Source organism: Arcobacter thermotolerans (genome assembly GCF_983172305.1).
The window spans coordinates 116,261-128,365 of sequence record NZ_CFAFZJ010000006.1; the positions used below are offsets into that span (position 1 = coordinate 116,261).

12 protein-coding genes and 1 pseudogene are annotated in these 12,105 nt (G+C 25.8%); 4 read left to right on the forward strand and 9 right to left on the reverse strand.

The window, feature by feature from the left end; translation table 11 throughout:
* Window positions 1–10 precede the first annotated feature (10 nt).
* From AC5LG6_RS06590 to AC5LG6_RS06600, 3 genes are read left to right on the forward strand one after another with little or no spacing between them, the layout of a single operon-like run.
* Window positions 11–886, forward strand: coding sequence for a Jag N-terminal domain-containing protein (locus AC5LG6_RS06590; protein ID WP_066404918.1), 876 nt, complete (start codon window positions 11–13; stop codon window positions 884–886).
* 2 nt (window positions 887–888) lie between these two features.
* On the forward strand, window positions 889–2,232 hold the full coding sequence (mnmE, locus tag AC5LG6_RS06595; protein WP_498586022.1) for a tRNA uridine-5-carboxymethylaminomethyl(34) synthesis GTPase MnmE: 1,344 nt from the start codon (window positions 889–891) through the stop codon (window positions 2,230–2,232).
* 1 nt (window position 2,233) lies between these two features.
* The gene (locus AC5LG6_RS06600) at window positions 2,234–2,644 is read left to right on the forward strand and encodes a hypothetical protein (RefSeq protein WP_066219346.1); all 411 of its coding nucleotides are present in this window, start codon (window positions 2,234–2,236) and stop codon (window positions 2,642–2,644) included.
* 18 nt (window positions 2,645–2,662) lie between these two features.
* On the opposite strand, the gene AC5LG6_RS06605 is transcribed toward AC5LG6_RS06600, so the two are convergent.
* Together AC5LG6_RS06605 and AC5LG6_RS06610 are read right to left on the reverse strand one after the other, a co-directional pair.
* Window positions 2,663–3,142, reverse strand: coding sequence for a SixA phosphatase family protein (locus AC5LG6_RS06605; RefSeq protein ID WP_498586023.1), 480 nt, complete (start codon window positions 3,140–3,142; stop codon window positions 2,663–2,665).
* Window positions 3,139–4,527, reverse strand: a complete 1,389-nt coding sequence (locus AC5LG6_RS06610) for a diguanylate cyclase domain-containing protein (RefSeq protein ID WP_498586024.1) — start codon at window positions 4,525–4,527, stop codon at window positions 3,139–3,141. The genes AC5LG6_RS06605 and AC5LG6_RS06610 overlap by 4 nt, the downstream gene beginning before the upstream one ends.
* Window positions 4,528–4,626: 99 nt before the next feature.
* On the opposite strand from AC5LG6_RS06610, the gene AC5LG6_RS06615 reads away from it, so the two are divergent.
* A complete protein-coding gene (locus tag AC5LG6_RS06615) occupies window positions 4,627–5,316 on the forward strand; it encodes a TIGR02117 family protein (RefSeq protein WP_498586025.1) in 690 nt (229 codons plus the stop codon).
* 41 nt (window positions 5,317–5,357) lie between these two features.
* Here the strand turns inward: AC5LG6_RS06615 and AC5LG6_RS06620 are convergent, their stop codons facing one another.
* From AC5LG6_RS06620 to glyA, 7 genes and pseudogenes are all read right to left on the reverse strand, one after another.
* Window positions 5,358–6,662: a diguanylate cyclase gene (locus tag AC5LG6_RS06620; protein WP_498586026.1), complete on the reverse strand. Its 1,305-nt coding sequence runs from the start codon at window positions 6,660–6,662 to the stop codon at window positions 5,358–5,360.
* Between the two features lie 53 nt (window positions 6,663–6,715).
* Window positions 6,716–7,786, reverse strand: a complete 1,071-nt coding sequence (locus AC5LG6_RS06625; RefSeq protein WP_498586027.1) for an ATP-binding protein — start codon at window positions 7,784–7,786, stop codon at window positions 6,716–6,718.
* Complete coding sequence (pdxA, locus tag AC5LG6_RS06630; protein WP_498586028.1) at window positions 7,783–8,709, reverse strand: 4-hydroxythreonine-4-phosphate dehydrogenase; 927 nt, start codon at window positions 8,707–8,709, stop codon at window positions 7,783–7,785. The genes AC5LG6_RS06625 and pdxA overlap by 4 nt, the downstream gene beginning before the upstream one ends.
* On the reverse strand, window positions 8,706–9,488 hold the full coding sequence (locus tag AC5LG6_RS06635) for a pyridoxine 5'-phosphate synthase (RefSeq protein ID WP_498586029.1): 783 nt from the start codon (window positions 9,486–9,488) through the stop codon (window positions 8,706–8,708). Before AC5LG6_RS06635 ends, pdxA begins: the two co-directional genes overlap by 4 nt.
* Window positions 9,489–9,505: 17 nt before the next feature.
* Window positions 9,506–10,918 (reverse strand): anthranilate synthase component I family protein, encoded by a 1,413-nt coding sequence (locus tag AC5LG6_RS06640; RefSeq protein WP_186985061.1) that lies wholly within the window; start codon window positions 10,916–10,918, stop codon window positions 9,506–9,508.
* 9 nt (window positions 10,919–10,927) lie between these two features.
* Entirely contained in the window at window positions 10,928–11,932 is a 1,005-nt protein-coding gene (locus AC5LG6_RS06645; protein WP_498586030.1) for an SPOR domain-containing protein, read from the reverse strand.
* Between the two features lie 25 nt (window positions 11,933–11,957).
* Window positions 11,958–12,105: pseudogene (glyA, locus tag AC5LG6_RS06650) on the reverse strand (serine hydroxymethyltransferase); the annotation flags it as partial.

Here is a 12,105-nt window from a genome sequence, read left to right on the forward strand (position 1 = left end):
GTAGGAAGTTATGAAAAAGTTTGAAGCAGATAGTTTAGAAAAAGCCTATGAAATGGCAACTTTAGAATTTGGATGTTCTATTACAGAACTTTCAATTGAAGTATTCCAGCAACCAAGTAATGGGTTTTTGGGTTTTGGAAAAAAACGAGCTATAATATGTGCTGTTTGTAAAACAGATAAAGTAGATAATAACAGTTCTTTGAAATCTTATAAAAATAAGAGTGTCAATATAGAAGATGTTAGTTCAAGATTGGAAAATTCTAATAAAGATAGTATTGAAAAAGATTGCAAGACAACTTTAGAAACAAAAGAAGTTTCTTGTAATGTTCCAAAAGTTGAATCAAAAGAGAAGATTTTTGATAAGTTTTATCATGAAGAAAAATCAAATGATATTTCAAAAATTATAATCAAAAAATCAAAAGATGAAATAATATCTGAGATAAAAAGTGGTTTAAATCTTTTGTTTGATAACTCTTGTTTTAGATTAGAAGATATAAAAGTTAGTTTTTATGATGATGAGACAATTTTTATTGAATTTTTAGGAGAAGATTCGGCGCTACTTATTGGAAAAGAGGGCTATAGATACAAGGCTTTATCGTATATCTTATTTAACTGGATAAATGATAAATTTGGATTGATGCTTCGCCTTGAGGTTGCTGAATTTTTAAAAAATCAAGAAGCTGCTATTTGTCTATACTTAGAGCCTGTAATTGAGATAATCAAAGAGAAGGGGAGTTTTAAAACAAAGCCTCTTGATGGTATTTTAGTGCATATTGCTCTTAAAAGATTAAGAGAAGAGTTTCCTTTGAAATATGTTGCTGTTAAAACAAATGTAAAAGGTGAAAAATATGTACTTGTAAATGAGTACAAACAAAAAGAAGATTAATATTGTATAACGATGATACTATTGTAGCAATTGCTACAGCATCTGGAATAGGTTCTATTTCAATAGTTAGAGTTTCAGGAGCAAAAGCTCTTGAAATTGCTCTTAAAATCTCACAAAAAACTACTATAAATCCAAGAGTTGCAACTCTATCTTATTTGTATGATAAAGAACAAAATATTATTGATGAAGCAATTGTCTTATATTTTAAATCTCCAAACTCTTTTACAGGAGAAGATATAGTTGAGTTTCAAATTCATGGTGGAGTTGCTATTGCTTCACTGGTATTGGATACAGTTTTAGAGTATGGCGCTAGAATGGCAACTGCTGGAGAGTTTTCAAAAAGAGCTTTTTTGAATAATAAAATAGATTTGAGCAAAGCAGAAGCAATATCAAAAATAATTGAAGCAAGAAGTAGTGATGCTGTAAAACTATTGGCTAGACAACTAAAGGGTGAACTTAAAGATTTTGTAGAAGATATTAGAGAAGATTTACTATTTATGCTTGCATATACAGAGGTTACGATTGATTATGCTGAAGAAGATCTACCTAGTGATATCTTTTCAAAAATAGAAGAAAAGATATCAAAAATTGAACAAAAACTAGAAAATACTCTAGAAGCTAGTAAAAGAAGAGAAGGTATGATTGATGGGTTTAAAGTTGCAATTATTGGAAAGCCAAATGTAGGAAAATCTAGTCTTTTAAATAAATTACTTAACTATGATAGAGCAATTATTTCTGATATCGCAGGAACTACAAGAGATACAATTGAAGAGAGTGTAAAAATTGGAACGCACATTATAAAAATAGTTGATACTGCTGGAATTAGAGAAAATACAAGTGATGTAATTGAGCAAATAGGAATTGAAAAATCAATAACTGCTATAAATGAAGCAGATATTATTGTGGCTTTGTTTGATAATAGTAGAACTAAAGATAGCGAAGATGATAAGATTTTAGAGCTTCTATCTTCTCAAGAAAATAAAAATATTATCAAAATTCTAAATAAAACAGATTTACCAACATCTTTTGAAAAAGAGTTATTGGGTGAATTTATAGAGCTTTCAACAAAAGAGAATATTAATTTACTTATTAAAAGTATAGAAAAAATATTAGATGAAAATAGTGGAACAGATGAGCTAACTCTTGTTTCAAAAAGACAAATAAATAGTGTTGAAAATACATTACAAAATATAAAAATGGCAAAAAGTCCATTGTATAGTGGAGAATTAGAGTTTTTTGCACACCATATAACAGAAGCTTTACATGAAATATCAAATATTACAAGGCCATATGAAAATGATGAAATGTTAGATGTTATGTTTGGTGAATTTTGTTTAGGAAAATAGTATGAAAAGAGTTTTGATTTTTGTTTTACTCTTTTTATCTGCAAATGTTTATGCAGATAAATGGGATGATTTTTTAAAAGATAGTGGTTTTCCAAAAAAAGTTATAGATGATGGAAGTTTGGTAAGTGGTAAGATTTTAGATGCAACTGTAAGCTATCAAATTAAAAATAATGATGGAATAAAAGGAAACTTTGAAAATAGTGATAGTGCAAAAGTTATAATTAAAAATAAGAAAGGTCAAACTTTAAGTACTGAAAAGTTTTTGAATGTTTCTGAGCTTAGAGTTTGGGGAAGAGATAATTTTATTGAGATTTTTAGTTTTGTTATAGGTGATAGAAAATTGGATTCGAAAACATTAAATGAGCTTACAAATCTTGCAACTGTTGCTTTGATGAATAAAAATATAAAGTAAATTAATAGTTAAGCTAAACTATTTAGGAATAGTATAGCTTATTAGTTTTGCGTTGTTTTTATCTATATCAATCCAGCTATTACAATCAAACTCTATTTGCATAACTGCACCCTCTTCAAATTTCTCTTTAAACCCTAAAAGTGTTACAGCTAAGGCAGTTAAAGATGGATTATGACCAACAATTAACATAGTATCAACTGTATCATAAGTATATGTGATAGTTTCTATTAGCTCATTTACAAATGCCATATATAAAACTTCATTTAGCATAATAGTTTTGTTATATCCTAACTCACTTGCAAAAATTTCCGCTGTGTGTCTTGTTCTTACTGCTGGACTCGCTACTATTAAATCAATTTGATGATTTTCCAAAGCCAATTTTTGAGCCATTTGAGTTGCTTTTTCTATACCTTCTTTAGTTAGTTCAGTATCATAATCGTATTCATTTTGTGCTTCTCTTTGTTTTGTTGTGTGTCTTACTATAAAAAGTTTTTTCATTTGAACTCCTTGCTTTTTTTATTTAAATTTTCATATTTGCTTTTTTTATATCTATTGCTTTTTTTGAACTCATACATTTTTTTATCTGCAATTTTATAAAGTTCATTATAATCTTGTGCATCAGATGGAAACTTAGAGTATCCAATTGAGATATTTATTTCTAAAGAATAATCTTCAAAAACTATAGGTTTACTAATCTCTTTTTCTATCTTTTTTATAATATTTTCAATATGTGCTCTATTTTCTAAGCCGTTTAAACATATAATATATTCATCACCACCAAATCGTGATAAGAGATCTCTACTTCTTAGTAAATATTCTAATCTATTTGCAATCTCTACTAAAACACAATCTCCAATAAAGTGACCCAAATTATCATTAATTTGTTTAAAGCCATTTATATCAAGAATAAAAAATACAAAATTATCTTTTTTTTGATTTATTCTTTTATTTATAATTTTTCTTAGAGTATTTTTGTTTAATGTATCTGTTAATAAATCTCTTTTGGCAAGATTTAGCTTAAGAAAAATATTTTTTATCAAAAGATAGAGAAGAATAAATACTATGATAATAATTATAAATAAAAAGCCATTTATATCCTTAAAAACACTATTTTCATTTTTCCAACCATCTTTTGGATAGATTGCCAAATCCCAAGTAGCTTCAGGAAGTTTTATATTTTTTTGAATTGAATCTTTTTTAAAAATTTCAGAATAGTAAAAAAGTAAATCCTCTTTTTCATCACTATTTATTTTGATTGACATAAGATACTTTTCATCAAGTAAGCTTTTTTTGTATTTTTCAATGATTTTATCAAAATCCATAGCAACAACTGCTAATCCCCAAAATTTATCGATATTATTTTCTCTATAAAAAATAGCTTTTCTACTAAAAAGCAAATAACCACCTTGTTTTGCTATCACAGGTCCTTGTAAAACAGAAAAATTGCTATCTATTACTTTTTGTGTATGAATTTTTCTCTTAGGGTCTTTTAATAAATCATGGTTAATTGCAGCTTCATTTCCCTCTTTTGGATATACTATTTTTACAATGGCATTTGGTGCAAATTGAATACCTTTGATGCTTTTATTATTTTTAAGAGTTAAAGATGAGTATGTTTCTAAAATATTTTCATCTATATTTGGATTTTGTGAAATAATTATGGAAAAAAAATCTGTATATAGCATAGTACTATTTATCTCTGTTTCTATACTATTTGAAATCTCAGTTATTTTATTTAATGCATCAAATTTTTCTAAGTTTGTATTTGATTCTATCTCTTCTTTTTTAAAAATATAAAAACTAAAAAACATTAATAGAGTTAAACTTAGAGAGACAAAAATAGATATTAATTCAGTACTTAGATTTTTAATTTTAAAATTCAATACAATTTTTCCTACTTTAAATAAAAATGCCAGATTTTAACTATATTTTTATAAATTAATAATAAAATAATCAAAAATAGATATAAGGAAATGTTGTTAATGTTTAGAAAAATTTTGAAAACTCTATTTTTTATTATCTTATCAATATTTTTATTTGTAGTTGTATATTTATTAAGTGAAACTATTCTTTCAAAAATTACAACAAATTATTCAAAAAATGAAAATCTAGATTATGAAATATTTATAAAATCAAATGGAGTTCATACAGATGTAGTTTTACCTATAAAAAGTGATATTATAAATTGGTTTGATTTTTTCAATTATGAAGATACTTTAAGCAAAAGAGATGATTTTTTGTATATTAGTATTGGTTGGGGTGATAAAGGTTTTTATTTAGATACGCCAACTTGGGCAGAGTTAAAATTAAGCACTGCTTTAATCGCAGGATTTGGTCTTGGAAATGCTGCTTTACATATTACATATTATGATGAGATTACTGAAGATGATTTAACATACAAAATAAAAATCTCTAAAAAACAGTATAGTTCAATAATTGATACAATAAAAAACTCTTTACAATATAAAGATGAAAAACCAATAAATATAAAAACAACATCTCAATATGGGCAAAATGATGCTTTTTATGAGGCAATAGGAAGTTATAGTATTTTTCATACTTGTAACACTTGGACAAATAATTTATTAAAAAAAGCATCTTTACCAGCCTCTTTTTGGTTAGCATTTGATGATGGAATTTTGTATCAATATAATAAAAAAAGCAACCCTTGACCAAAGAGTTGCTTTAAGTGGTAATTTTAACCAAATCAATCTTAATTTTTAAAAGCTATAACTCTATTTCTTCCCTCTTTTTTTGCTTTATATAAAGCAAGATCCACTTTTTTTAGAAGTTCTGTACTTAAAATTGGTTCATTTGCCTCTGCTACACCCAAACTTATTGTTAATTTTGGAATATCTTTGAACTTATGTTGTTCAATATTTTGTCTTATTCTTTGAGCTATGTAAAAGGCATCTTCTATATTTGTATTTGGTAGTAGTATTAAAAACTCTTCCCCACCAATTCTAGCAAAAGTATCATTTTCTCTTAAATCTTTTTCAACAACTCTACAAGTCTCATTGAGTACATAATCACCAACATCATGCCCATAAGTATCATTTACATTTTTAAAATGGTCTAAGTCAAACATTATTAAACTAAAAATTGTTTTATCTGATTTTAATTTTTCTAATTGCTGATTAAAAATATTAAAAAAATAGTACCTATTGTATATTTTTGTTAAATCATCAATAGATGCTAAATCTTTCATTTTTTTGTATGCAGTTTTTAGTTTATTTGTACGATTCTCAACTTTAATTTCAAGTTCACTATTTAATTTTTGAAGTTCAATAGATTTCTCTTTTAATGATTTATTTAAAATATTAAAAGCATTTAAAAGCATTTTTGAAATTATATAAGATATAATAAAGGATAAAATAGTAAAAAAAATAGCTAAAGATAGAGTAACATTTATATTTTTATCATGTTCTTTTAGTTCTATATCTCTTTGGTTTTCTACGATTTTATTAATATCTTCTAAATAGAAACCACTTCCAATAACTAAATCACTATTTGGCAGTTGTCTTACAAAAGATATTTTATCTTCTATTAAATTTGTACTTGGATTTAACCATTTGTATGTTACAAATCTTTCTTGAGAAGAGTTTTGTGTTATTATTTTTACTACATTATTGTAGTTTTCATTATCTACAATATATAGATTCTGACCCTCTAAATGGCTTAAAAATGAGTGAACAATCACATCACCTTTTGTATTAAAGATAAAATAGTAATCACTAGCTGTATTATTTATATTTTTTATCAGGTTTAAGAAGGATTTATAAGCTTTCTCTTTATTTTCAGTCAAAAATACTTGATTTTCAAATATTTGAGTAGCAATTTGGATATTTGTTTTTACTAAACTTTTTTGTTTATCTATTAAATCATTTTTATAGATTTCAAAATTACTATTAAGTGTAGATTTATAACCAGTTATTATTAGATAAAAAACTAAAAAAACAACCAAAGGAATAAAAATCATAGGAGCGTATTTTATAAAGTTAACTAACTTTTTTTCCATATTAACTACTTTTGTAAAAGATAAAAGCATTATATCACAAAAGATTAATATACTTAAATTAAAGCCCACTCATAAAATACAATTACTTCAATATTTATTTTTTTATTATCAATTTTTTGATTATTTGAAATAGTAATAATCTCTATTCTATCTATATTTAGTTCTAAAGAATTTTTTATAATTTTTTTTAGTAAATTTGAATTTAAATCAATATTAAAAAAAGGAATACAAACAATTGCTAAATTATCCTCTTTTATATAAAAATCAATGTTATCAAGATAATAAATAGTTTTTTTTTCTTTTAAAAGTTCCAGAAAAATCATATTTGTAAACTCTTGTTTAAATTTTTTTGAAAAACTAATAGCACCTAAAAAAGCATAATTATAAGAGTATATTTTTTTTAAACTCTTCTCTTGATTATATTTTCCTACAAAAAAAATAGAGTTTTTATCTTCTAGTTCTTTGCACTCTTCATAAAATCTATCTTTTGATATTTTAATTTTTGATTTTAGTTGATTAAATAGTTGAAAAATTGATTTTTTTTCATCAATATTCTCTATTAATATTTTTAAAATCTCATAACTTGTATCATCTTTTGAGTTCATTTTTATAATATCTTGGAGTTTTGATATTTTTTTATGTTCTTCTGTGTTTATAGAAAGTGGTAAATTCCCATATTTTAGAAAATTATTAAAACTTTGAGTAATATTTTGATGTTTGTTATCAAACAAAAGATACTCTTCAAAATCCAGAGCAAAAAGTTCTATTTTTTTGAAATTTTTGTATTCAATACTTTTTTGGGAAGTTAAAATAATATTTTCACAATTTGGAATTTTACATTGATTATTAAAATTTTCTAAGACTAAAACTTTTATATCTTTTAAAGATATAAAATCATCTAATAAGCTTAACTCTTTATCTATGTTACTATTTCTTAAATCAAAAAAGTCAATATATAAATACTCTTCACTTTTAAAGTTACTTAAAAAATCATATAGTAGATAAGATTTTCCAACTTTTGAAGCTCCACATATGATAGTTTTTTTATGTTCTATCTTTGTTTTTCTCTCCAAAAAATTTACTTTGGAAAAATTTATTTCATAGTTTTCTTCAAGTAATTTCATTTTTTACTCAAAACTATAGCCTCTTTTATGGCATTTATATAGCTTTTTGTATTTGGATTTTTATTTTTATATGCTATATCAAAAGCTGTTCCATGATCTACACTAGTTCTTATAATTGGAAGATTCAAACTAACATTAATGCTTTCATCAAAATATAAAGCTTTTAAAGGAGCTAAACCTTGATCATGATACATGGCTATAAAATATTTATAGTTTTTTCTATTATTTGGTGAAAAAGCAGTATCTGGAACAAGTGGATTTGAGAAAATATCATTATCTAAAAGTTTATTTGCTTTATTTATAGCTTTTTGTATTTTTTTCTCTTCTTTCCCAAGAACTCCACCATCTCCTGCATGGGGATTTAGAGCCAAAACTGCAACTTTTGAAGCATTTGTACAAGAGTGGAAATTTTTGAGAAAATTAATAAGTTTTTTTGTTTTTATACTTTTTGCAACATCTTTTAAAGCGATATGTTCTGTAAACAAAGCTACATACATCTTTTGACAGCCTAACATCATAATTGCATCTTTATTATAAAAATCTCTTAAAACTTCTGTATGACCTTTGTACTTTAACTTAGCTTTTCCCCATGATTCTTTGTTTATTGGTAAAGTACAAATTGCATCTACACTTTTTATATTTGCAAGATTTATTGCATCCATAAAAGATAGATATGAAAAAATACCAGATTCTTTTGTAGTTTTTGAAGGTAATATTTCAAAGTCACCAAAAGTCTCATGTAGCATAAAATCATTAGGAATAGAAACTTCTAAAAGCATAGAAGCTTGCTCAAGCATTTGGTGATTTATACAATATATAGGTTGGCAAATCTCTTTTATAGTATCGTGGGATTTTAATGCAATTTCTACACCAATTCCATTCAAATCTCCAATACTAATAGCAATTTTAGGAAGATTTTTCATTTTGAAATAAGATTTTTCATCTCAACTATTGCAGATGATAGTCCTGTAAAAACAGATCTTGCAATAATACTTTGACCTATATTTAACTCAATAATATCTTTTATTTCACAAATATTTCTTACATTTTGATAATTTAATCCATGACCAGCTGCTATTTTTAAGCCTAAATTTACAGCATAGCTCGAAGATATTTTGATGTTTTCTAAACTATGTGCTAATTTTTCTTTAAGTTTTTCTTTTGGAAGTTCTAACTCTTTAATTGAGTGTTGAGTAAATCTTAAATTTGTATTTAACATTGCATAGATATTTGCATAAGTTCCTGTGTGAAGTTCTACCCAAGAAGCTCCTAACATATTTGAAAGTTCTATTGATTTTAAAGTAGGGTCTATAAAAAGTGAAACTTCAATATCATTTGATTTTAATTGTTCTATTGTACGGCTAATTTTTTGAAAATTATTTTCTAAATCAAGACCACCCTCAGTTGTTACTTCTGCTCTATTTTCAGGTACTAAAGTTACTCTATATGGTTTTAAATTACAAACAATATCTATAATATCACTATTAATAGAACACTCTAAATTAACAGGAAGTGCTGATTGTTCTATTATAGCTTTTGCATCTAAATCGTGTATATGTCTTCTATCCTCTCTTAAGTGAATAGTTATTTGATCTGCTCCACTTACTTTACAAATACTAACAGCATCTAAAGGATTTGGGTCATTTATTTTTCTAGCCTCTCTTAGAGTTGCTATGTGGTCGATATTTACACCTAAAAGCATAATTACTCCTTTTTTACTTATAATAAATCTTTTAAAGTTGCAATATTTGCTGCTAATTTATTGTGAACCTCTAAATACTCATCTTCATTTATAGAGTCTGCAACTATTCCAGCACCTGATTGGAAAATTATTTTATCTTTTGTTAAAAGCGAAGTTCTAATAGTTATTGCACTATCCATATTACCATCAAAACCGAAGTAAGCTATACTTCCAGAGTAAAAATTTCTTTTGATTTTTTCAAAATTTGCTATTAATTCCATAGCTCTTATTTTTGGAGCTCCAGTCATTGTTCCAGCTGTAAATGTTGCCATAAATAGGTCAAACATATCATATTTTTCATCTAAAACTGCTTCAACATCTGAAACTATATGCATAACATGAGAGTATCTCTCTATTCTCATAAGTTCTGTTACTTTTACGCTTCCAGCACGTGCTACTCTTCCAACATCATTTCTTCCTAAATCAACAAGCATAAGATGTTCTGCTCTCTCTTTTTTATCGTTGATTAGTTCATTTTCCATCTCTAAGTCTTTTTCTAAAGTAGACCCTCTTTTTCTTGTTCCTGCTATTGGTCTTAAAAGTAGGTGACCATCCACTAATCTAATCATAACCTCTGGGCTACTTCCTGCAATACTAAAATCTTCAAATTCTAATAAAAATAGGTATGGACTAGGGTTTTTACTTCTTAATGCTCTATAAAAAGATAAGCTATCAACTACTGCTTTTTGAGTAAATCTATTTGAGATTAAAATCTGGAATATATCTCCAGCTCTTATCATCTCTTTTGATTTTTCAACTATAGAAAAAAATTCTTCTTTAGTAAAGTTAAATTTTCCATTATCTATCAATTTTGCTTTTTTTAGTGGAGTATAAATATATGGCTTTAAAAGCTCTTTTTCTATATTTTCAATCTCATTTTTCAACTCATTCATTGAAGTAAGAATAACTAACTTTGAAGTTTTATGAGAAAATGCTAATATTATCTTTGGTCTTATTAAGTCTAAGTCAGGAATATTCAACTCATCTTGTAAAGAGTTCATCGAAGCTTTTAGTCTTGGTTCAAACTCTTTTCCCATATCATAACCAACATTTCCAATAAACCCATCAATTAGTCCAATTCCTAGCTCTTTTGATTTCTCTTTATATATATTTTTTTCAAAATTCTTATAATATTTTTTTAAAAATAATAGAGGATTATTATCTACTTTTTCTATTGTTCCAATTTCATTTTTAAAAAAACATTCATTGTTTTTATACCAAATTCTCTCTCTTGCTCCAATTATTATATATGAAAAATTTCCATCATTACTTGAGCTTATACTACTTTCAAACAAAAAACTAAGCTCTTTTGGATAAAGAGCTTTTGTTTTTTCATAAATAGAAACTGGTGTAAATTGATCTAAAAATAGAGTTTTACTATAAAAATTCATAAATATCTACTAATAATTTACTATAAAAGTATTTTGAATATTTAACTTATTTTTAACAGCTGATACATCATTTGATGCAGCTGCTCTACTACTATAAGGACCAATAAGGAGTTTGTTAAATGTGCTACCTTTTACATCTTCTTGAATAACTTTATATTTAAAACCTTGGTTTGTTATATTTTTTAAATAAGATTCACTAGGTCTTTTTGAAAATGCTCCAATTTGAATAAAGTAACCACTACCAGTGGCTTCTTGATTTGTTGATTTTGCGGCAGCATTACCTTCAACTAAATCTCTTATAGATTTTTTTGGTTCAGCTTGTGTTTTTGTAGATGCAGCTGGAGTTGTTTCAGATGTTTTAGGAGTTTGTTTTTTCTCTTCAATCTTTTTTATAGTTTCATCAAGAGTTTCATTTGGAATAGAGCTATCTGAGAAGTTTTCATTTTGAGCTAATCTAGCCTCTTCTTTTGTCTCTTTTATCATATCTAGTCTATCATTTGAAGTGTTAATCTGTTGATTTACTACTGGTTCAGTACTATCTTTTTTTGCTTTATCATCAAGTATTCTTTGGTATCTATCTTCTATATTTCCACTATTTTCAGATAGAGTTTTCATTTCAGAAGAGCTTTGGTTATTTGAAGTAAATGGATCTTCTTTTTTAGAATCGCTTGTTAGAAGTCTTATGATAATTATTGTTAGTAAAAAAAGAACTACTAAAACAATACCTAAAATTAGATATTTTTTCTTATTGTCTTCTCCACTTTGTTGTTGATTTAGCATAATATTGTCAAATTCATTACTATCATCATAATTGATATTTTGCTGTAATCTATTCATCTCATTCATATCATCATTGTTATCTATGCCTTTATAGGCATTATTTAGATTGTTTGTAAGATTTATATTTCCCATAGATATCCTTGTTTCATCAAGTTCACTTAACTTCTTCTCAAGCTCTTCTTTTTCTTGTTTTAGTTGAACTTTTTTTACAAAATCATCACCAATTATTTGCATAATAACTCCTTACTTCTAAACTTTATTAATACGTCGAACTACTGTAAATCACAAACTTACTTGCTAACTCTTCAAGCTCTTTGTTTATTTTTTTGTGTAACTCTTTATCTTCAATATTATCTAATACATCACAAATTTTATTTGCAATATATTCAAACTCTTTCTCTTTCATT

Coding starts and splice junctions, on each gene's coding strand:
- AC5LG6_RS06590 (WP_066404918.1), top strand. CDS start 11: ATGAAAAAGTTTGAAGCAGATAGTTTAGAAAAAGCCTATGAAATGGCA.
- AC5LG6_RS06600 (WP_066219346.1), top strand. CDS start 2,234: ATGAAAAGAGTTTTGATTTTTGTTTTACTCTTTTTATCTGCAAATGTT.
- AC5LG6_RS06605 (WP_498586023.1), bottom strand. CDS start 3,142: ATGAAAAAACTTTTTATAGTAAGACACACAACAAAACAAAGAGAAGCA.
- AC5LG6_RS06615 (WP_498586025.1), top strand. CDS start 4,627: ATGTTTAGAAAAATTTTGAAAACTCTATTTTTTATTATCTTATCAATA.
- AC5LG6_RS06620 (WP_498586026.1), bottom strand. CDS start 6,662: ATGGAAAAAAAGTTAGTTAACTTTATAAAATACGCTCCTATGATTTTT.
- AC5LG6_RS06625 (WP_498586027.1), bottom strand. CDS start 7,786: ATGAAATTACTTGAAGAAAACTATGAAATAAATTTTTCCAAAGTAAAT.
- pdxA (WP_498586028.1), bottom strand. CDS start 8,709: ATGAAAAATCTTCCTAAAATTGCTATTAGTATTGGAGATTTGAATGGA.
- AC5LG6_RS06635 (WP_498586029.1), bottom strand. CDS start 9,488: ATGCTTTTAGGTGTAAATATCGACCACATAGCAACTCTAAGAGAGGCT.
- AC5LG6_RS06640 (WP_186985061.1), bottom strand. CDS start 10,918: ATGAATTTTTATAGTAAAACTCTATTTTTAGATCAATTTACACCAGTT.
- AC5LG6_RS06645 (WP_498586030.1), bottom strand. CDS start 11,932: ATGCAAATAATTGGTGATGATTTTGTAAAAAAAGTTCAACTAAAACAA.